Origin of the sequence: Streptomyces sp. R11 (assembly GCF_041051905.1) — a bacterium.
Classification (GTDB): Bacteria; Actinomycetota; Actinomycetes; order Streptomycetales; family Streptomycetaceae; genus Streptomyces.
In genome coordinates, this window is the sequence record NZ_CP163432.1 from 1,847,728 (window position 1) to 1,868,049 (window position 20,322).

The 20,322-nt window shown below is 71.3% G+C and carries 20 protein-coding genes; 7 read left to right on the top strand and 13 right to left on the bottom strand.

The window, feature by feature from the left end; translation table 11 throughout:
* Positions 1-12 precede the first annotated feature (12 nt).
* A complete protein-coding gene (locus AB5J55_RS08400; RefSeq protein WP_369270039.1) occupies positions 13-2,796 on the bottom strand; it encodes a penicillin acylase family protein in 2,784 nt (927 codons plus the stop codon).
* A 266-nt stretch (positions 2,797-3,062) separates the two neighbouring features.
* Here AB5J55_RS08400 and AB5J55_RS08405 point away from each other — a divergent pair, with 266 nt between their 5' ends.
* Positions 3,063-3,668, top strand: coding sequence for a hypothetical protein (locus AB5J55_RS08405; RefSeq protein ID WP_369270040.1), 606 nt, complete (start codon positions 3,063-3,065; stop codon positions 3,666-3,668).
* 95 nt (positions 3,669-3,763) lie between these two features.
* Positions 3,764-4,492 (top strand): 3-keto-5-aminohexanoate cleavage protein, encoded by a 729-nt coding sequence (locus AB5J55_RS08410; RefSeq protein ID WP_369270041.1) that lies wholly within the window; start codon positions 3,764-3,766, stop codon positions 4,490-4,492.
* Here AB5J55_RS08410 and AB5J55_RS08415 read toward each other — a convergent pair.
* Positions 4,438-5,169: a hypothetical protein gene (locus AB5J55_RS08415; RefSeq protein WP_369270042.1), complete on the bottom strand. Its 732-nt coding sequence runs from the start codon at positions 5,167-5,169 to the stop codon at positions 4,438-4,440. The genes AB5J55_RS08410 and AB5J55_RS08415 overlap by 55 nt on opposite strands.
* Positions 5,170-5,320: 151 nt before the next feature.
* Here AB5J55_RS08415 and AB5J55_RS08420 point away from each other — a divergent pair, with 151 nt between their 5' ends.
* A complete protein-coding gene (locus AB5J55_RS08420) occupies positions 5,321-6,388 on the top strand; it encodes an RNA ligase (ATP) (RefSeq protein WP_369270043.1) in 1,068 nt (355 codons plus the stop codon).
* A 147-nt stretch (positions 6,389-6,535) separates the two neighbouring features.
* On the opposite strand, the gene soxR is transcribed toward AB5J55_RS08420, so the two are convergent.
* Positions 6,536-7,036, bottom strand: coding sequence for a redox-sensitive transcriptional activator SoxR (gene soxR, locus AB5J55_RS08425; protein WP_369270044.1), 501 nt, complete (start codon positions 7,034-7,036; stop codon positions 6,536-6,538).
* A 116-nt stretch (positions 7,037-7,152) separates the two neighbouring features.
* Between soxR and AB5J55_RS08430 the strand changes: the two genes are divergently transcribed.
* On the top strand, positions 7,153-7,614 hold the full coding sequence (locus tag AB5J55_RS08430) for a MaoC family dehydratase (protein WP_369270045.1): 462 nt from the start codon (positions 7,153-7,155) through the stop codon (positions 7,612-7,614).
* A gap of 24 nt (positions 7,615-7,638) precedes the next feature.
* On the opposite strand, the gene AB5J55_RS08435 is transcribed toward AB5J55_RS08430, so the two are convergent.
* From AB5J55_RS08435 to AB5J55_RS08445, 3 genes are all read right to left on the bottom strand, one after another.
* A complete protein-coding gene (locus AB5J55_RS08435) occupies positions 7,639-8,262 on the bottom strand; it encodes a TetR/AcrR family transcriptional regulator (protein ID WP_369270046.1) in 624 nt (207 codons plus the stop codon).
* A gap of 134 nt (positions 8,263-8,396) precedes the next feature.
* On the bottom strand, positions 8,397-8,684 hold the full coding sequence (locus tag AB5J55_RS08440; RefSeq protein WP_369270047.1) for a YiaA/YiaB family inner membrane protein: 288 nt from the start codon (positions 8,682-8,684) through the stop codon (positions 8,397-8,399).
* A 59-nt stretch (positions 8,685-8,743) separates the two neighbouring features.
* On the bottom strand, positions 8,744-9,895 hold the full coding sequence (locus AB5J55_RS08445; protein WP_369270048.1) for an acyl-CoA dehydrogenase family protein: 1,152 nt from the start codon (positions 9,893-9,895) through the stop codon (positions 8,744-8,746).
* Between the two features lie 104 nt (positions 9,896-9,999).
* Here AB5J55_RS08445 and AB5J55_RS08450 point away from each other — a divergent pair, with 104 nt between their 5' ends.
* The 3 genes from AB5J55_RS08450 (at position 10,000) to AB5J55_RS08460 (ending at position 12,782) form a co-directional block, all read left to right on the top strand.
* Positions 10,000-10,641, top strand: coding sequence for a TetR/AcrR family transcriptional regulator (locus AB5J55_RS08450; protein WP_369270049.1), 642 nt, complete (start codon positions 10,000-10,002; stop codon positions 10,639-10,641).
* A gap of 57 nt (positions 10,642-10,698) precedes the next feature.
* Complete coding sequence (locus tag AB5J55_RS08455) at positions 10,699-11,409, top strand: ArsR/SmtB family transcription factor (protein WP_369270050.1); 711 nt, start codon at positions 10,699-10,701, stop codon at positions 11,407-11,409.
* A gap of 422 nt (positions 11,410-11,831) precedes the next feature.
* On the top strand, positions 11,832-12,782 hold the full coding sequence (locus AB5J55_RS08460; RefSeq protein ID WP_369270051.1) for a DMT family transporter: 951 nt from the start codon (positions 11,832-11,834) through the stop codon (positions 12,780-12,782).
* Here AB5J55_RS08460 and AB5J55_RS08465 read toward each other — a convergent pair.
* The 7 genes from AB5J55_RS08465 to AB5J55_RS08495 all read right to left on the bottom strand — a co-directional run bounded on the left by AB5J55_RS08465 (position 12,774) and on the right by AB5J55_RS08495 (position 20,296).
* Positions 12,774-14,096, bottom strand: a complete 1,323-nt coding sequence (locus AB5J55_RS08465) for an MFS transporter (RefSeq protein WP_369270052.1) — start codon at positions 14,094-14,096, stop codon at positions 12,774-12,776. The two genes, AB5J55_RS08460 and AB5J55_RS08465, sit on opposite strands and share 9 nt — an antisense overlap.
* A gap of 193 nt (positions 14,097-14,289) precedes the next feature.
* On the bottom strand, positions 14,290-15,369 hold the full coding sequence (locus tag AB5J55_RS08470) for a Zn-dependent alcohol dehydrogenase (RefSeq protein ID WP_369270053.1): 1,080 nt from the start codon (positions 15,367-15,369) through the stop codon (positions 14,290-14,292).
* Between the two features lie 11 nt (positions 15,370-15,380).
* Positions 15,381-16,769 carry an aldehyde dehydrogenase family protein gene (locus AB5J55_RS08475; protein WP_369270054.1) on the bottom strand — a complete coding sequence of 463 codons (1,389 nt, stop codon included), beginning with the start codon at positions 16,767-16,769 and terminating at the stop codon, positions 15,381-15,383.
* 84 nt (positions 16,770-16,853) lie between these two features.
* Complete coding sequence (locus AB5J55_RS08480; protein ID WP_369270055.1) at positions 16,854-17,306, bottom strand: DUF3574 domain-containing protein; 453 nt, start codon at positions 17,304-17,306, stop codon at positions 16,854-16,856.
* Positions 17,307-17,336: 30 nt separating this feature from the next.
* Positions 17,337-18,674 (bottom strand): ABC transporter ATP-binding protein, encoded by a 1,338-nt coding sequence (locus AB5J55_RS08485; protein ID WP_369270056.1) that lies wholly within the window; start codon positions 18,672-18,674, stop codon positions 17,337-17,339.
* Positions 18,675-18,837: 163 nt separating this feature from the next.
* Positions 18,838-19,707, bottom strand: a complete 870-nt coding sequence (locus tag AB5J55_RS08490; RefSeq protein ID WP_369270057.1) for a class F sortase — start codon at positions 19,705-19,707, stop codon at positions 18,838-18,840.
* Positions 19,697-20,296, bottom strand: a complete 600-nt coding sequence (locus AB5J55_RS08495) for a hypothetical protein (protein ID WP_369270058.1) — start codon at positions 20,294-20,296, stop codon at positions 19,697-19,699. Before AB5J55_RS08495 ends, AB5J55_RS08490 begins: the two co-directional genes overlap by 11 nt.
* Between the last annotated feature and the right edge of the window lie 26 nt (positions 20,297-20,322).

Here is a 20,322-nt window from a genome sequence, read left to right on the forward strand (position 1 = left end):
GCCGCCTTCCCGTCACCGGTGTGACGTGAACTCCACCACCTGCTGATACGTCGGCCGGTTCTGCCAGCTGATCCTGCCGTGCTTGATGCCGCCCAGGGTGCGCTGGACGATCGAGTCGGCACACCACTGGTCGCCCGCCGAGCACTGGTCGTCGCCGGGGTAGACCTGGGCCGCGGTCTTGCCGGCCGCCTCCTTCAGGGTGCCGATCAGGAGGTCCCGGCAGGCGCTGAGGCTGCCGGCCCCGCAGTACTTGCGGTCGAGCGGGCCCTGCACCGACTCACCGAGCACGGCGCGGAGGTCCTTGTCGACGTAGGACCACCAGCCGTACTGGAAGGCGCTTCCGGCGTGCGCGCCGGTCGGGCCGTGGGTGGCCGACGGGGACTCGTCGATGGGCAGGTTGTCCGTCATCGCGGCATACAGCTCGCTGCCGAGGCCCGGTTCGAACTGGGCCTTCACCAGCAGCGGCCACCACGCGTCCAGGATCCGGATCGCGTCGGCGTCGGCGTACTTCTTCGAACCGGCCGCCGTCTCGGTGCGCCTGCCGCCCGCCGCCAGCCACGTCTGCAGCTTGCCCACCGCCGCCGCGGCCGTGGAGTCGGTCACCGGGGAACCGGTGACGACCTTGAGCAGGTCCGGGAGTACGTCCTGGGCCCGCAGGTCGGCAAGGCCCGCGTCGGCCATCGCCTTCACCAGCGAGGCCCGGGTCACGCCGCCCGCGTCGACGAGCCTGCGCACCCGGTCCTCCAACAGGTTGCCGCGGTGGACCGAACCGTCGCCCCAGGGTGCGGTCGTGTAGTCCTTGGCCTGCTTGTTGTTCCAGGAGACGTAGTAGTCCTGGTCGATGGAGTTGGGGTGGGCCGAGGGCGGGGTGTACTGCGCCGTGTTCGTCGCCGGGTCCCAGTTCCGCCACTCGTAGGCCGACTGTGCCCACACCGGGAACTCCGCGTCGACGCCGGTCGCCCGCACCGGGTTGTCGCCGCTGTTGTAGTAGGCGGTGTGCTCGGAGTCGGCGTAGAACCAGTTGAAGGTGTAGTTGATGTGCTGCACCGCCTTCTGGAAGTCCTCCGGGCCCTTGACGTAATCGGGGTCGTTCAGCATCTGGAAGCCGATGATCGAGTCGGCCTCGTGCAGGTAGGACGAGCGAAGTGTGGTGTAGGCGACCTTCTTGCCGCCGACGGTGGCGCGGTGCGTGACGGGGCCGTACTTCGTCCGCCAGACCCGCATCGTGTACGAGCCCGCCGGCGTGCTGTCGGCGGTCGTCGGCTTCCAGGCGTTCTTCTGCTCGATCTTCTCCATCGCCGTGCAGGTGCCGCGGTAAAGGTAGTGGTGGTCGTCCTGGCAGAGCTCGACGGCGTAGGTGTCGATGATGTCCTGGCCGGAGGTCGTGGCGCTCCATGCGTAGTCCTGGCCGCGGCCGAGCTCGACGTACATGCTCAGGCCCGCGAAGGAGGCGCCGCGGGCGCTGATGCCGGGGCCCTGGATCTCCTGGAGCAGGAGGAGCTGGGGTGCGAAGTAGCCGGTCTGCGGGCCGAAGACGGCGACCGGGTGGCCGCTCGCGGTGTGCTCGCCGCTCACCACCAGGGCGTTGGACATGCCTCGCTTCGCCGAGGTCATGGCGGTCTCGGCGGCCTTGGTGGAGGCGCCGGTCGCGGCGGAGCCGGCCGCGCTGCCGGCACGGTCGTACACGAGCTGTTCCTCGGCGACCGAGCCGGCGTCGGGCAGGGCCTCGCCCTGTGGGTTCTCGGGTTTGGTGGCGTACGGGAAGCTCTTGTCGTGGACGGTGACGACGGCCTCGGGGTCGTTGCGCTCGCGGAACGACTCCCAGAGCTCGGTGCCGTCGGCCACGCCGTACTTCTCCTGGGCGGCCAGCAGGGAGATCGCGTTGTCGACCTCGCCGCCGCCCCCTGAGCCGAAGAGGGCACCGATGACGGAGCCCAGCGCGACCATGTCGGTCAGCTTGAAGTGCTCGATCGTGCCGGCGTTGGTGACGGAGTCCTTGTGACCGGTCAGGACGTACTCGCCGGGGAAGTAGCGGCCCCTGTCGGAGGCGTCGATGTAGGCGTTGATGCCGTCGAGATAGGCCTTGGCGTCGGCGAGTGCCAGCTGCCCGCGTTCGCCGTTCGAGGCGACGGCGTTGTCGATCTGCGCCTGGAGATCGGCCTCGGTGTACGGCGCATGACGCCAGAACTGCTGCTCCAGACCCTGGTTGGAGGGCGCGCCGCCCGCGAAGGAGGTCAGCTGCCCGCGTCCGACGTGCCGGAAGACGTCCATCAGCCACAGTCTGTCCTGGGCGGCCGCATAGCCGGCGCCGAACTCCGTGCCGTATCTGGTGGTACCGGTGATGTGCGGCACACCCGTCTTCTTGTCACGGACGATCGTCACGTCGCCGCGCCCGGCGGGATTCACGGTGGAGGCGACTTGATCGGACGGGACGCCGAACGAGGCATCGTTGAAGAAGTTGTTGATCGTCGCGTTGGTGAGGCCGGTGTGGCCCCTGGCCAGGTCGGCATAGGGACCCAGCTGGTCGGAGGCATGATCGGGCATTGTGCCGAAGGCCTGGTTGAGCAGGATCTGGGCGAGGGTCGCGTTGCCGTTCTGGCCCGGCGGCAGGATGTCGGAGCACTGGTTCCCGCAGTGGTCGGCGGCCGCCGCCGCCTCGGGCGCGGCGACCGCCGGGGAAAGTGGCGATAAAAGACCGGCGATCAGAGCGCATATGGACGCGGTCTTCAGGAACCCGTGGAATCTGCCGGGAGTTCTCAGTCCGACTAGGGCGTTGCGTGGGGTACGCCGTGGCATGGCCGCTCCTACCGACGAGGGTGAGCCGGGATGTTACCGGCGGTATCCCCGAGATTGAAGATGAACATGCGTCCCGTTTGGGAGTCACCAGGAAGCGCGATGGAGGCCACACGAGGGAGCGCCATGAGGGCCATCAACAATCGGATGGAGCGGGGATGGAGCCGAATCGCTTGTCGATACGTCTATTCGTCAACGTCGCACGAAGTCCGTGCGACGACGCCGAAGTGACCGAAGTACAGGTGCAGGTGTGACGGAGGTGCAGGGCGATGGCCGGTTTCCGGAGTCTGGCGAGACAGGTGCGCGACCCGCGGTGCGATCTGGCGCTTCGGCGCTACTCGCTGCGTAAGTGCCTTGAGCGTTTCGCTCCTTACGGGCACAGGGCGACCTGGGACCACTTGTGCTCCCGGGCAGGGTTCGGTCCGGAGGACCGGTCCCCCGATCCGGCGCGGCTCGTGGCCGCGTTGGACGAGCTGGAGGAAGCGCGTTCGGTCTGGCTGGCCTACGAGGTCGAGTTCGCCGAGCGACGCAGGAAGGAAAAGCACGACGGACTGCGCAGGCCGGGCAGCGTGGACGACTGGCACCGGCTGACCTGGGGCGGTTTCGGAGTCGCCTGGTGCGACAACCCCCGGGTCCACCCCGATGAACCGCTGGCCGAGGTGCTGCGCCGACTGATCTCCGCGCTGGAGCGCGATCCGGGCTGCGAGTGCCCGGTGTGCGGCGGGGAGCGACTGATCTGGCAGTACGACCTGGCCCATGAACCGTCGTCGGGCCCGGTCTGCACGGACTGCGGAATCGTGGTGCCGCGTCCGGTTCTCACGCCCGAAGCGCTGGCGGCGTCGCGGCGCGAGCGGCGGTTGCTTGTGTCCGCCTAGTACGACGGGGGTGCGCCGGGGATGCCGCACCCCCTTTTGCCCACCCGTCATGCCGCGTGGGCCCCGGTGTCAGTGGTGACTGGCACCATCGAGGCATGATCCAGGTGTGTCTGAACGGGTCCCGAGGAGCGGGCGACGGTGCGGTGGTGCCGCTCTCGCCGGATGCGCTGGCCGACTCCGCGGCCGAGGCCGTCGCGGCCGGGGCCACGGACATCCATGTCCACCCCAAGACCCCCTGCGGGCAGGACAGTCTGTCGCCGCGCGTGCTCGCGCCGACGCTGGAGGCGATACGGGCCCGGGTGCCGGTGCCGATCGGTGTGACGACAGGGGCGTGGGCGGAACCGGACCCCGAGGCCCGGCTGGAGCGCGTACGCAGCTGGAGGGTGCTGCCGGACCACGCCTCGGTCAACTGGCATGAGGAGGGCGCCGAGGAGATCGCCGCGGCGCTGATCGAGCGAGGCGTGGGCGTCGAGGCCGGCATCTGGTCCGGCACGAACGGGGCGGCCCGGTTCGCCGCTTCGCCGCTGGGGCCGAGGGTGCTGCGGGTGCTGGCGGAGGTGACGGACACGTCCGCCGAGACGGCCGAGGAGACCGCGCGTGCGCTGCTGACCGACCTGGGCCCGGCGTTCGGGCGCCCCGTGCTGCTGCACGGGGAGGACGGTGGAGCGTGGCCGGTGCTGCGGCTGGCGGGGCGGCTGGGGCTGGCGACGCGCATCGGCCTGGAGGACACGCTGGTCCTGCCGGACGGGGAACGGGCGGCATCCAACGCTCAGTTGGTCGCCGAGGGGCTCGTCCAGTACGGGTGGGACCAGCGCTCGTCGTGAGGGAGGGCGAGGAGTCCGGTGCGGGCCGCGAGGTCCGGCTCGCCCTGGGCACGGAGGCGGGCAGGGGCGTGTGTGGCCAGCCAGGACTGGAGTTCGGCGACAGCCGCGTCCTCTCCGTCACCGACCCAGAACGACAGGGGTGAGGCGTCACTGAGCAGGTCGTCGAGCCAGTGACGTACGCACTGCACGACATGGGCATCGGCCGTGGGATGCCTGATCCATCCGTCGAGGAAGGTCGTGACGTCACCGGAGACCGCCGTGACCATGTCGAAGATGTCCGCGATGCCATAGGGCGGCTCAGGGGTGACGAGGGCGTCCTGCCACCAGGCGAGCAGGAACACGTCGAGGGCGTCCGCCTGCGCCGTCGGCCAGGAGCGCCAGTCCACCCGGGAGAGTCCGTGCCCCCACCACAGGAAGTCCAGGCTGCCGTCCGCCATGGCCCGCGCGCACTGCGGCAGCAGGCGCCGCATCACCGCGGCGTGATCCTCGAAGTGGTCCGGGGACTTGTAGACGAACCGGCGCAGCAGATCGGCGGGCACGCGCGTGTACGGCCTGCGCAGGTATGCCGTCTCCTCCGGGTCGAAGCAGCGACCACAGCCGGTCTCGGTGGGGCTGGCGAAACCGTTGAAGACGGTGTCGATGTCCGCGAGGGCGGCATCGAGGGCGGGCGAGGGCATGGAAGACCGTCCCGTCAGGACTCCGTGCACGGCGGCGGGCCGCCGGCCGAAGATCGCGACGATAGCAGGCGCTAATCCCGTCGCTCCATCCCTTTCCCGTCCGGACAGTTGGGGGCGATGAAACCCGTCTGAGCAACACCGAGGAGCCCTCATGTCGACGCTGCGCGTCACCGCCGAAGTGCTGACCGTCCACGAACATCCCAACGCCGACGCGCTGGAGCTGGCCCAGGTGGGTCTGTACCGTGCCGTCGTCGCCAAGGGCGCGTACCGCACGGGTGATGCCGCCGTGTACATCCCCGAGCAGTCCGTGCTGCCGGCCGGGCTGATCGAGGAGCTGGGGCTGACCGGGCGGCTGGCGGGGAGCAAGGCCGACCGGGTCAAGGCGGTGCGGCTGCGCGGTGAGCTGTCGCAGGGGATCGTGTGCCGACCCGACGCGCTGGCCGGCGTCGATCTGGCGCGGGCGGCCGCTGAGGGTGCCGACTTCGCCGAGCGGCTCGGGATCACCAAGTGGGTGCCGCCCGTCCCGCCCACGATGTCCGGCGACGTGGAGTCGGCGCCGGATCTGCTGTCCTGGGTCGACATCGAGAACATCCAGCGGTATCCGGGCATCTTCGAACCGGGTGAGCCCGTCGTGCTGACAGAGAAGCTGCACGGGTCGGCGTGCCTTCTGACGTATGTCGCCGACGAGGAGCGGGTGTACGTGTCCTCCAAGGGCTTCGGGTCGAAGTCGCTGGCGCTGAAGGAGGACCCACGGAACCTGTACTGGCGGGCGGTGCAGGCGCACGGCGTCGCCGAGGTCGCGGCTCGCGTGGCCGAGCGGTTGGGCGCGCGGCGGGTGGGTGTCTTCGGTGAGGTGTACGGCGCGGGGGTGCAGGACCTGACGTACGGGGCCGACGGGCGTCGGGAGACCTTGGGGTACGCCGTGTTCGACGTGTCCGCGGAGATCGGCGGCCGCGTGCAGTGGCTGGACGCGGCGGAGGTGCTGAAGGGCGAACTGCCTTTGGTGCCACGGCTGTTCGAGGGTCCGTTCGACATCGATCGGGTACTGGAGGTCGCCAGCGGCCGGGAGACCGTATCCGGGCGGGAGCTGCATCTGCGGGAGGGCGTGGTGATACGTCCGGTTGCCGAGCGGTACAGCGCGGTGACCGGCGGACGGGCCATCGCGAAGGCGGTCAGTCCGGCGTATCTGACGCGCAAGGGCGGGACCGAGTACGAGTGACTCGGGCTCCGCCGGTTTGCGGGTGTTCGACGTCGGGCTGAGCCCGGGCGCTCACCCGCGCCGGCGGGGTGCGGCTCTCTGCGGGACGGGCGCCGCGCCAGTTGCTCGGCGTCAGCCCCCCCCGGCCGCCTACGTCGGCCTCTGCCCCTACCTTCCAGCCCCGCCGCCATTCCCCCCGTTCCCCCGGCCTCCCCCTTGCTCCACCATCAGGCGCGATCCCGCCCGGCGTTCGCCGAAGGCGTCGTTCGGGTTGGAGAGGATGCAGGTGTCCAGGGAGAGGCAGCCGCAGCCGATGCAGTCGGTCAAGTGGTCGCGGAGGCGGTTCAGTTGCTTGATGCGTTCGTCCAGTTCCGAGCGCCAGGCCTCCGACAGGCGTGCCCAGTCCTCGTGGGTGGGGGTGCGCTCCTCGGGGAGTTCGGCGAGGGCGTCGCGGATCGTCGCCAGCGGGATGCCGACGCGTTGGGCGGCGCGGACGAAGGCGACCCGGCGGAGGGTGTCACGGGTGTAGCGGCGCTGGTTGCCGGAGGTGCGGCGGCTGCTGATCAGGCCCTTGGACTCGTAGAAGTGCAGGGCGGAGACGGCGGCGCCGCTACGGGCGGCGAGCTGGCCGACCGTGAGCTCGTGGATCTTCTCGGGGATCTGGGGCACCCCTCAAACCTACCTACCGCGGCACGGCCCCGGTCCGTTGACAGGGGCTCCTCGGCCTAGCATGCTAAGCAGTTGCTTAGACATGGCTTGAGACACGCGACGCGAGAGGCCGGGACATGGCAGAGCCGAGGATCTTCACGGGCGCCGACGACCTGAAGGCTGCAGTGGGTGAGCAGCTGGGGTACACCGACTGGGTGGAGGTCGACCAGAAGCGGATCGACCTGTTCGCGGAGGCGACCGGCGACCACCAGTGGATCCACGTGGATCCCGAGAAGGCCGCCGCGGGACCCTTCGGGACCACCATCGCCCACGGGTACCTCACCCTGTCCCTGCTCCCCCTCTTCGGACCCCGGCTCATCGCGGTCGAGGGTGTGAAGATGGGCGTCAACTACGGGACGAACAAGGTCCGTTTCCCCGCCCCGGTGCCGGTCGGCTCCCGACTGCGCGCCACCGCCACCATCACCGGCGTCGACGACGTCACGGGCGGCGTCCAGGTGACCGTCGCCTTCACCGTGGAGCGCGAGGGCGGGGACAAGCCGGTGTGCGTCGCCGAGTCCGTCTCCCGCTACTACTTCTGAGCCGCGGCCACCGCTGAGCGCGGGCTACTTCGCCCCCACCATCCGCAGCACGAGGTCGGCGTACAGCGCGCCGACCTCGTCGGGCGTCCACGGGCCGTCGACGTTGAACCAGCGGGCCACGTCGATGCACAGCGAGAGGACGGCGAGGGTCGTACCCTTCACGTCCAGCACGTCGAAGGCACCGGCGGCCACGCCGTCCTCGATGATCGCGCGCACCTCGGCGTCGCACTGCCGGCGCAGCGCGAGGATCTCGTCGCGGGCGTCCGGGCCGAGCGAGTCCAGCTCGTACTGCACGACCCGCGCGGTCGTACGTCCCCCGGCGTGCCAGCGGACGAAGGAACTCACCGCGTCGGCGAGCCGCTCGTTCGGCGTGCCGTCCCGGCGGGCCGCCGTCTGCAGGATCTCCAGCGCCTTTTCGTGGCCGATCCTGCTGATGCGGTGGAGCAGCTCTTCCTTGGTCTTGTAGTGGATGTAGAGCGCGGCCGGGCTCATACCGGCGCGGCCCGCGATGTCACGGGTCGTGGTGGCGTGGTAGCCGCGCTCGGCGAAGGCCTCCACGGCGGCGATCAGCAGCCGCCGGGCCGCGTCGGGCGTGACCTCACCCCACGCCGACGTCTCGCCGCCGGCCGTGTCCTCCGCCGTACTCATCGCTCACTCGCCCCTCTCGCTGACAGAGCCACCACCATACCGCCGATACTGAGCGAGCGCTTAGTGAGGCGGCCGGGAGGGGCCTGAACGAGCCGGACCCGGCCGGACCCAGCCGGTCCCGCACCCGCCGGGGCTCAGATCTTCTCGAAGGGGTCGTGATCGGCGAGCAGCTTCTCCAGCCGGGCCTGGTCGACCCGGCTGACGATCTGCCCGGCCTCCTGACGGTCCCGGATGACCTTGGCGAGCGTGAACGCCGAGGTCACCAGGTAGAGAACCGCGATCGCGAGGAAGCCGCGGACCCAGGCGTCGGCGCTCAGCTGGTAGATGCCGATGCCGGTGGCGGCCATGGCGACCGCGAAGGACGCGACGGCCTGACCGTGGAAGGCGGCCGTACTCTGCTGCTTGACCGGTGTGTCACTCATGGGCCAAGGGTCGGCGAACGTGCCCCGCGCCACATCCGCTGAACTACTCAGCCACGTACTCAGAACGCTGAAACCCCGGTCAGCGCCCGCCCGATGACCAGCTTCTGGATCTGACTCGTGCCCTCGTACAGGGTCATCACACGGGCATCGCGCAGCAGCTTGCCCGCCGGGTACTCGTCGATGTAGCCGTAGCCGCCGAAGACCTGCAGGGCGTTGTTGGCGGCACGGACGGCGGCCTCCGAGGCGAACAGCTTGGCCTTGGAGGACTCGACGGCGAAGGGCAGCCCGCGGTCGATCAGGTCGGCGACCCGCCAGGTCAGCAGCCGCGCCGCGTCCACGTCGACGGCGATGTCGCTGATCAGCTCCTGGACCAGTTGGTGCCGGGCGATGGACTTGCCGAACTGTTCGCGCTCACCGGCGTAACGGACGGCCGCGTCCAGGGCGGCCTGAGCTATGCCCACGCACCCGGCGGCGACCGACATCCGTCCCTTGGCCAGCGCCGACATCGCGACCGAGAAGCCCTTGCCCTCCTCCCCCAGCATGGCCGCCGCGGGCACCCGGACGTCCTCGAGGACCAGCTCGGCAGTGGCCTGACCGCGCAGGCCGAGCTTGCCGTGGATGGTGCGGCGGGTCAGGCCCGGAGTGTCGGTGGGGACCAGGAAGGCGGAGACGCCCTTGTGGCCGGGCGCGTCGGTGGAGCGGGCGAAGAGCAGGACGACATCGGCCCAGGTGCCGTTCGTGATGAACATCTTGGTGCCGTTGAGGACGTAGTCGCCGCCGTCGCGGACCGCCCGCGTGGCGAGGTTGCCGGCGTCGGAGCCGGTGCCCGGCTCGGTGAGGCCGAAGCAGCCGACCTCCTCACCGGAGGTGAGCCCGGGCAGCCAGCGGCGCTTGTGCTCCTCGCTCCCCCAGGCGGCGATGGTCTTGGCGACCAGGCCGAGGGAGACCGACACGATCCCGCGCACCGAGGAGTCGCCCCGGCCCAGCTCCTCCGTGACCAGGCAGTACGCCAGGTGGTCGCCGCCCGAGCCGCCGTACTCCTCGTCGATGGTCAGGCCCAGGAAGCCGACCTCACCGAGCTTCTTGACGACTCCGCGGTCCACCTCCTCGGCCCGGTCCCACGCGACGACGTGCGGGGCGATTTCGCGGCCCACGAAGTCGCGGGCGAGTTGCCGGACGGCGGTCTGCTCGTCGCTGAGCTCCAGATTCATGCCGAGTCACCCCACAGAGAACGGACTTCGACGGCCGTACATTGAAAGCCGTACATTTAAATTAGCACTGCTAGTTTCTGTCCGGCAGCCCTACTATGTGCGCCATGGCCCGACCGCGCAAGCCCCTCCTCAGCTACGACCGGATCGTCGCGACGGCTCGCGAACTCGTGGACGCCGAGGGCCTCGCGGCCGTCTCCACGCGTCGGCTCGCCGCCGAGCTGGGCGTGAGCGGGCCCTCCCTCTACAACCACTTCCGCACGAAGGACGAGATCCTGGAGGCGGTCGCCGACTCGGTCAGCGCGCAGGTCGATCTGTCGATGTTCGACGACGGCCGGGAGTGGCGCACCGCGCTGCACGACTGGGCCGTCTCCTACCGGGCCGCCCTGCGCGACCACCCGAACATCGTCCCGGTCCTCGCCCGCGGCCCCGGACGCCGCCCGGCGGCGCTGCGACTCGCCGACGCCGTCTACGGCGCGATGGTCGAGGCGGGCTGGCCCCCGGCCCAGGCCACGTCGATCGGTGCGCTGATGCGGTACTTCATCATGGGCTCGGCGCTCGGTTCGTTCGCCGGGGGCTTCGTGGACGACGCGAGCGCGTACGACCCCGCCGACTATCCCCACCTCGGGCAGGCCCATCTCCTCGCCGAGCTGCAGGAGAAGATCGACGAGCGCGCCTTCGACACGGGCCTGACGGCGCTGCTGGACGGTCTCGCGCGGCAGTACGAGCAGGTCGGGCGGGCCACGTAGGCACGCCCGCTGATACTTCGGCCGGCGCCGAAGTGTCCGTGTCGCATGCTGGGACCCATGACCACCAGGGATCCCCAGGCTTCGCAGCTGGCCCGCCTCGCCGGTCTCCTCGCCGACGAGACCCGGGCGGCCTGTCTGCTGGCGCTGCTCGACGGGCGGGCGTGGACCGCAGGTGAGCTGGCCCGGCACGCCGGGGTCGCCGCGTCGACGCTGAGCGAGCATCTGGGCAAGCTCGTCGCGGGCGGGCTGCTCACCGAGGAACGGCAGGGACGGCACCGGTACGTGCGGCTCGCCGACGCGCGGGTCGCCCAGCTGGTGGAGGACCTCGCCGCGCAGGTCGGCCCGGGGACGGACCGTCGGCCCCGGAACCTGCGGGAGTCCAGCGCGGGCTCGGCCATGGCCCGGGGCCGCACCTGCTACGACCATCTCGCCGGACGGCTCGGCATCGCCGTCACCGACGCGCTGACCTCGCGCGGGCTGCTGCGGCAGGACACGGGGTTCGCGCTGACCGACGCGGGGCTCGGCTGGTTCGACGCCGTCGGCATTCCGCTCGACCGTGCCGGTCGCCGCCCGCTGGCCCGGGCCTGCCTCGACTGGACTGAGCGCCGCCCTCATCTGGCCGGGGTCGCGGGCGCCGCTCTGTGCCGGCACGCGCTGGAGGTGGGGTGGTGTGCGCGGATCGGGTCGGAGCGGGCCGTGAAAGTGACTCCGTCGGGTGAGCGGGCGTTGGGGGAGCTGCTCGGTGTGGATGCGGGGGCGTTGCGGTGAGGCGGGCGGGCGCGGGGTGGTGTGCGGTGCTGCCGGGTGCGAGTGCGGGTGCTGTCGGGTGCGTGGGGGGTGTGCTGTGTCGTGTGCCGGGTGCGGGTGCGTGGGGGCTGGTCGCGCAGTTCCCCGCGCCCCTTGGTTGGTTCAGTGGACGCCAGGTTGTCAGGCGCCGCCCCCGACCCTCGGTGGGTCACCACACGCCGGACTGTCAGGCGCCGCCCCCGACCCTCGGTGGGTCACCACACGCCGGACTGTCAGGCGCCGCCCCCGACCCTCGGTGGGTCACCACACGCCGGATTGCCGGGCGCCGCCCCGCCCCTCGTTTGGTGAGCAGACGCCGGATGGTCAGGTGCCGGCCGCCCGCCCCATCGCCACGTCCGAAATCCGCGAGCCCTCGCCCTCCCTTTCCTCCTAGCCTCGGGAGCATGATGAGCACCTCCTCCGCCCGCCCCGCCCGTCGTGCCGAGCTCCTTGCTGCCGGTGCGGCCACCGTGACCGTCGTGCTGTGGGCCTCGGCCTTCGTGTCCATCCGCAGTGCGGGGGCCGAGTACTCGCCCGGTGCGCTCGCGTTGGGGCGGCTGCTCGTCGGCGCGCTGGTGCTGGGGGGCATCTGCCTCGTCCGGCGGGAGGGGCTGCCGCCGCGGGCGGCCTGGCCCGGCATCGCGATATCGGGCCTGCTGTGGTTCGGCTTCTACAGCGTCGTGCTGAACTGGGGCGAGCAGCAGGTGGACGCCGGTACGGCGGCTCTCGTGGTGAACATCGGGCCCATCCTGATGGCCCTGCTGGCCGCCCGGGTGCTCGGCGATCCGATGCCGCCGCGGCTGCTGGCCGGAATGGCGGTGTCGTTCGCGGGCGCGGTGACCGTGGGGCTGTCGATGTCGGGCGGAGGTGGCTCCTCGTTGCTCGGCGTGGTGCTGTGCCTGCTCGCCGCGATCGGCTACGCGGGCGGTGCCGTGGCGCAGAAGCCGGCGCTCGGCCACGCGAGCGCGCTGCAGGTGACGACGTTCGGGTGCCTGGTCGGGGCGGTGCTCTGCCTGCCGTTCGCCGGGCAGCTGATCGGCGATCTGGCCGACGCCTCGCTGTCGGCCACGCTCAACATGGTCTACCTGGGCGTCTTCTCGCTGGCGCTGGCCTTCACGACCTGGGCGTACGCCCTGGCCCGTACGACCGCCAGCCGGATGGGCGCGACCACGTACGCGGTGCCCGCGCTGGTCGTGCTGATGTCCTGGCTGACGCTGGGCGAGGTGCCGGGGCTGCTCACCCTGGCGGGCGGGGCGCTGTGTCTGGCCGGGGTCGCCGTGTCGCGCTCCCGCGCTCGGGCCGCCCGGGTCGTGGCCGGTGTGCCACAACCCGAGCAGACCCGCGAGTCAGCGTGAACGCGCCCTGTCCGCAAGGACCTTGATGGACAGCAGGGCGACCACCGCCAGGCCGATGATGTAGCCCGAGACCGCCATGGAAGTGCCCGTGGCCTCCAGCAGCAGCACCATGACGAACGGGGCGAGACCCCCGCCGAGCACAGCCGCGATCTGGTAGCCGAGGGAGGCGCCCGTGTACCGCATCTCGGGCGTGAACAGCTCGGCGAACAGGGCCGCCTGGGGGCCGTACATGATGCTGAGGAAGCAGCTGGCGACGAACGTGCCGACGGCCAGCCACAGCAGTGAGCCGGTGTCGATCAGCAGGAACAGCGGTACGGCCCACAGCGCGATGCCGGCCGCGCCGATCGCGTAGATACGGATGCGTCCGAACTTGTCGGAGAGCGCGGCGGCGGCCGGGATCAGCACCAGCTGGGTGAGGCTGATGCAGAGGGAGACGGTGAGGACGGCGCTCTTCTTCATCCCGAGTTCGCGGGTCGTGTAGTCGAGCACGCCGGTGATGATGATGTAGAAGGTCGCCGTGTTCACGGCGAAGGAGCCTCCGGCGAGGAGCACCGTACCGAGGTGGTCGCGCAGGATCGTACGCAACGGGGAGGACTGCTCGGCCTTCTGCTCCTCGGCCAGCTTCTTCTCCGCCTCCCGGAATTCGGGGGTCTCCTCCACGCGCGTGTGGATGTACCAGGCGAGCACGAGGACGAACAGGCCGACGAGGAACGGCACCCGCCAGGCCCAGGCCGCGAACTCGGAGTCGGTGGTGAACGCGCCGGCCAGCAGGAACACCGTGTTGGCGGTCACCACGCCGATGGGGACGCCGAGCTGGACGAAGCTGCCGTAGATGCCGCGCTTGCCCTCGGGGGCGTACTCGGTGGCCATCAGCATCGCGCCGCCCCACTGGGCGCCTACGGCGATGCCCTGCAGCACGCGGAAGAGGACCAGCAGGATCGGGGCGGCGACGCCGATCGTGTCGTAGGTCGGGAGCAGGCCGATGCCTGTGGTGGCGAGGCCCATCAGGGTGAGCGCGAGGACCAGCATCGGCTTGCGGCCGCGCTTGTCGCCCAGCTGGCCCGCGACGATGCCGCCGATGGGTCGGGCCAGGAAGCCGACGGCGAAGGTCGCGAAGGACGCGAGCACCCCGGCGGTGGGGCTGCCGGCCGGGAAGTACAGGTCGCCGAGAACGAGAGCGGCTGCGATACCGAAGACGAAGTAGTCGTACCACTCCACGGCTGACGCGAGAGCGGCGGCGGTGGCGACGCGGCGGCGGTTGCCGACGGCGGGCGCGGTGGGGGTGAGCGGCTGGGCGGAAGGTGCCGTGTCCATGCGTGCACACTCCGATGGGTGCTGGGGACGGAACGGGGGGTGGCTCAGGTTCCGGGGAACGTACTGACCGGACGGTATGTACGTCAACGGTCGTACAGCAGGAGTTTTTGCCTGCACATGGCACACAGAGCGGGTTCCGGGCATGCCTGCGGCCCCGGCCTCGCACGGAGGCCGGGGCGCGCGGAAAGCAGGGCTAGAACACCACGAGCGCCCTGCCGCCCTTCCCCGCGAGCATGTTCTCGAAGGCCGCCGGGATGCCCTCCAGGCCGATCCGTTCCGTCACGAGCGCGCCCAGGTCCAGGCGGCCCGCGCGTACGTGCTCGGCAAGGACCGGCACGTCCCGCGCCGGGTCGGAGTTGCCGTAGACGCAGCCGGAGAGGGTCCGGCCCCAGTGGAAGATCTCCAGGGCGTTGAAGGTGACCTGCTGGTCCTTGCCGCCGATGCCGACGACCGTGGTGCGGCCGCCGCGGCGGGTCGAGTCCCAGGCCGTGCGGATCGTGGCCGCGCGGCCCACGCACTCGACGGCCACGTCCACGCCCTGCTTGTCCGTCAGTCCCCGGATCGCGCGGGCGGTGTTCTCGGAGGCGACCACATAGTCGGTGGCTCCGGCCGCGCGCGCCAGTTCCTCCTTCGCCGGGGACACGTCGACCGCGACGATGCGCCCGGCACCCGCGATCCGGGCCGCCTGCAGTGCCGCGAGGCCCACTCCCCCGACGCCGTACACCGCGACCGTCTCGCCGGGCTGGACCCGCGCCGAGTGGTGGACGGCGCCGTAGCCGGTGAGGACCGCACAGCCGAGGAGGGCGGCGTCGGTGAGGGGGATGCCGGCCGGGAGCGGCAGGACGCAGCCCGCCGGGACGACCGTCTCCTCGGCGAACGCGGCGACGTTCAGACCGGGGTGGAGGTCGGTGCCGTCGGCGGTGCGGGCGTACACGTCGGCGGCGCCGTTGAGGGCGTTGGCGCACAGCCAGACCTCACCGAGCGAGCAGGCGTGGCAACTGCCGCAGGACGGGGCCCAGTTGAGGACGGCCTCGGCGCCGGGCACGACATGGGTGACGCCCTCGCCGACGGCGACGACCGTGCCGGCGCCCTCGTGGCCGAGGACGGCGGGGACCGGCACCCGCATGGTGCCGTTGGACAGGGACAGGTCGGAGTGGCACACCCCGGCGGCGGCGAGACGGACGCGGACCTGGCCGGGGCCTGGGTCGGGAAGCTCGATGTCCGTGATCTTCAGCGGGGCGCCCACTTCGGGCAGGACGGCTGCGCGTACCACGTGAACGCTCCTCAGAACTGCAGGGACTTGGTCTGGAGGTACTCGGCGAGACCGTGCGAGCCGAGCTCGCGGCCGACGCCGGACTGCTTGTAGCCGCCGAAGGGGGCGAGCGGGTTGAAGCGGCCGCCGTTGATGTCGACCTGTCCGGTGTCCATACGGCGGGCGAAGGCCACCGCCTCCGCCTCGTCCCCCGCCCAGACCGCGCCGGCGAGGCCGTACACGGTGCCGTTGGCGATGCGCAGGGCGTCCTCCTCGTCCTCGTAGCGCAGGACGGACAGGACCGGGCCGAAGATCTCCTCCTGGGCGATCGTCATCTGCGGGGTCACGTCGGCGAAGACGGTCGGAGAGACGAAGTAGCCCTGCTCGCGGGGCGATTCGGGGCCGCCTGCCACCAGCCGCGCGCCCTCGGCCACACCCTTCTCGATATAACCGCGCACCCGCTCCTGCTGCTTGGCGTTCACCACCGGGCCGATCCGCTCGCCGTACTTCGCGGCGGCGGCCGCGGCCAGCCCGACGGCCTCGTCGTACTGGTCCCGGTGCACCAGCATCCGCGTCCAGGCGCTGCACGTCTGCCCGGAGTTGGACATGACGTTGGCGACACCGACATTGACCGCCTTGGCCAGGTCGGCGCTCGGCAGGATGACGTTGGCCGACTTGCCGCCGAGCTCCAGGGCCACCTTCTTGATCGCCGCGCCGGCGACCGCGGCGATCTGCCGGCCGACCGCCGTGGAGCCGGTGAAGGAGACCAGGTCGACGCCCGGGTGCTCGGCGAGCGCCTGGCCCGCGACCGGGCCGAGGCCGGTGACCAGGTTGAAGACGCCCGCGGGGACGCCGGCCTCGTGCACCGCCTCGGCGAACAGCTGGGCGACCAGCGGGGTGTCCTCGGCGGGCTTCAGCACGACCGTGCAGCCGGCGGCCAGTGCCGGGGCGACCTTGGCGACGATCTGGTGGAGCGGGTAGTTCCAGGGCGTGATCGCACCGACCACGCCGATGGGCTCGTGGTGGACGGTGGAGTTGCCGACCTTCTCCTCGAAGGCGTACGTCGCCGCGAGCTCGGCGTAGCCGCCCGCGACCGCGATCGGCAGGCCCGCGTGCACGGTCTGCGAGAGCTTCAGCGGCGAGCCGAGCTCGGCGGTGACCGTCTCGGCGATCTCGTCCTTGCGGGCCTCCAGGGCGTCCCGCAGGGCGGTCAGCCGGGCGGCCCGTGCCGCGGGCGGGGTGGCGGCCCAGACCGGTAGGGCGGCCCGGGCGGCCCGTACGGCGGTGTCGATGTCGGCGGCCGTACCGGCCGGGACCTGGCCGATGACCTGCTCGTCGGCCGGGTTCACGACGTCGATGGTGTCCGGGCCGGCGGCGGGGCGCCACTCGCCGTCGATGTACATGCCGTCGTGCGCCTTCATGGTGCGTCCTCCCGGGCTGGGCCGTGTCGTCGTGAGACTCATAAACTAGCGGCGATAGTTTTCGGGCGCCAGGCTCCCCCGGCTTCAGAAGTCCGCTCTGGCCCTGTCGTCCACCCTAGCCACGGCCTCCTGGCCGAACTGCTTCGCATAGGCCCGGCGGATCTCCTCGATCTTCCCGTCGTTCGCGGTCGCCCGCCCCACCGGGTACAGCAGGATCAGCTCGTACGACCGCTCCTTCTCGATCGCCCCGCTCGCGTCCCGCCACTGCCCGCGCCCGCTCTGCACGGTCAGGCCGTCCGGGAAGTCCGGCGTGACCTCCTTGTCGACGAACGCCATGAACTGCCGGTCGGTGACGGCCGGGCCGCCGTCGGGGCGCGCGGTGCCGAAGAAGAGCTGCGTCTCGACGTACGGCTCACCCCGCGACGGCGCCGAGGCGGCTCCGTCGTCGAGGGTGGCGTACGCGGTGGGCGCACCGACGGCCAGCAGCAGACCGGACACCGCCAAGGCGGTCCTGGTTCGGGTGAGTTGCACGTTCATGCACCCATAGCTACCTATGCCCGAGGTGTCTCATTCATCCAAATCCGGCAGTCGTGCCGGGGCCGGGCAGATGCGGTCGCCGTGCTGGTCGAAGACGAAGAGGTGGGCGATGTCGACGAGGAGCGGGACCTGCATGCCGTGCCGGAGGTCGATGTCGGGCGTGGTGCGCACGATGAGATCGCCGGGCAGCCGGCCCTCGGGCGGCGCCAGGTCGGCAGCCGCGTCGGCCGGATGCTCCAGCGTCACCACCGGCCCGGCACGCAAGGCGCCCGCCCGGCCGCGGAGCCGCTCCAGCACCGTGCCGGCGTCGCGGCGGCGGCGCCGGACCGGCGGGACGGGGCGCGGCGCCTCCAGGTCCGGTACGACGGCCGGCTGGGAGCCGGTGTTGAAGTGGACGAGGACCTCGTGCCCCTGGAACTCCACGTGCTCGACGAGGCCGGTGATGTGCACCTCGCCGGGGCGAGCGGTGGCGGGCGAGGCGATCCGCACCGCCTCCGAGCGCAGACCCACGATCACCTCGCGGCCCTGCTGGACGCGCAGCAACTGGTGGTCCAGGGAGAGGGGTTCGGGCAGTCGGAGGTACTGCTTGCCGAGGCTGACGGTCATCGCGCCGTCCAGCGGGGCGCGGACGAGGCCGCGCAGGAGGTTGATGCGCGGGGTGCCGATGAAGGCGGCGACGAAGACGTTGCGGGGCAGGGCGTACACCGAACGCGGGGTGCCGACCTGCTGGAGGACGCCGCCGCGCAGGACGGCCACCCGGTCGCCGAGCGACATCGCCTCGGCCTGGTCATGGGTGACGTACACCGTGGTGACGCCCAACTTCCGGGTGAGAGCGGAGATTTCGGCGCGCAGGTGGTTGCGCAGCTTGGCGTCGAGGTTGGACAGCGGCTCGTCCATCAGGAAGGCGGTGGGGTGGCGGGCGATGGCCCGGCCCATGGCGACGCGCTGGCGTTCGCCGCCGGAGAGCTGGGCGGGAAAGCGGTCGAGGAGGTCCTCGATGCCCAGCATGCGCGCGGTGGCGTCCACACGCGCGCGGGGATTCTCGCCGGGCGACTCGATGCGCAGCGGGAAGCCGATGTTGTCCCGGCTGGTCATGCTCGGGTAGAGGGCGAAGTTCTGGAAGACCATCGCCATGTGCCGGTCGGCGGGCAGCAGGTCGTTGGACCACTCGCCGTCCAGCAGCAGCTCGCCCTCGTCGATCTCCTCCAGCCCGGCGATCATCCTCAGCACGGTGGACTTGCCGCAGCCGGAGGGCCCGAGGAGGACGAGGAACTCGCCGGGCTCGATGTCCAGCGAGAGCCGGTCCACGACCCGGAAGCCTCGCGTGTACGACTTGCTCACCTGGTGCAGGGATATGGCGCGTGTCATGACGGCTGCCCCCGGGGGCTCATTTGCTCCGCGGTCGAACGCCTCGTGCGGGTCGTACGGGGCGTATGAGTCACGGAAGTTAACGGAATGTGTGCGGTTGGGGGAAGGGACTGGGCGGAATCGGGCGTCGCGGTCCGGCAGATGAGAAAGCGGACGGCCAAATTCAGCGCTTGTCGGCCGCCGCGCGCGGCTCACGGGTCGCGATGAGATGGGCGAAGACGACGACGTTGCCCGAGTAGCCGGTCCGGCGGTCGTAGTTGCCGCCGCAGGTGATCAGCCGCAGCTCGGGGCGGCTCCGGGCGCCGTACACCTCCCGGTTGGGGAACTTGTCCTTCTCGTACGACTTGATGGAGTCCACCTTGTAGACGGCGGAGCGGCCGTCGGCGCGCCTGACCTCGATGCGTTTGCCGCGCTTCAGCTCGCCGAGCCCGCCGAAGACTGCGGGGCCGGTATTGGTGTCGAGATGGCCCACCGCGATGGCGGTGCCCTGCTCGCCGGGTGACGGCCCGTCGGCGTACCAGCCGGCCACCTCGGGCTCGTCCTCGGGCGGTGCGGGCAGTCGCCGCTCGCTGTCGAGGCGCAGGTCGATGAGGGTGGCGTCGACGCCGATGTAGGGGATGACGAGGCGGGTCGCACGGGAGCGGGGCAGGGGGTGGGGCGTGGCCGGACGCTTGGCCGCCTTCTCCTTGTCGGCGGGGCTCGGGGGTGGCGGGGAGGGACTGCCGGCCGCGCTTGCGGGCGGGGTCTGCGTTTCGGAGGGAGCGGGTTGCCGGGGCGACGCCTCGTGGGCGGGGGCGCCCGCATCCGCGGCGCCGGGGCGGGAGTCGGCGCCCGATCCGCCGGCACCGGAACCGGTGCCGGCGGATCGGACCTCGGAGGCCTCGGGGGAGCCCGGAGCGGCCGTATCCACTCCGGGCCGCTCGTGGTCGCACCGGACGCCGACCACCACCAGCGCGGCGGCCAGTACGGCCGTCCTCGTCAGACGGTAGGCGCGCCTGCGGTACCAGGGCCTGCGTCGTCTCCTACGCGCCATGCGTACGACGACGGAGCCGGAACCACATCACCCCGCCCACCGCGGCAAGGCCGACGACGCCGGCGCCGGCGACCGTGGTGAACGCCTCGTCGCGAGCGATCCCGCCGCCGCCGGCCGGCGGACCGCCCTGCGGGCCGGGCGAGGGCGTCGACATCGAGGACCGGCAGTCGACCGTGAAGCTCTTCTCCCGCTCGGGGGCCGTGGCGCCCGTGTACGTCCAGTAGAGCCGGTACTGCCCGTCGGGCAGCGTCAGGTCCGCGGAGTGGCCGGCGCCGTTCGCCAGGTTGATGGTCCCGGTGAGTCCGGCACCTCCGCCGACCGGGGGTTCGGCCGCGATGCGGTAGGTGGCGGTCGTCACCTCTTCGAAGTTGACGGCGTCGAGGTAGAACCGGCAGACCCGCGGCTCGTCGATCGCGTCTCCGTACGGCGTGCGCGCGACCCCGTCCCACGGCGCCGTGTGGATCTTGATGGTGGCATTCTCCTGAGCGCCCGCCGTCGGCACCCCCGTGAGCGGCGTGAGCGCGGCAGTGAGCGCCGTGACGGCGGCGATACGCAGTCCGGCGCGGCGTGGAAGAGGCGTGGTGGGCATGCGAGTCCTCCGAGTCAGACGATTTT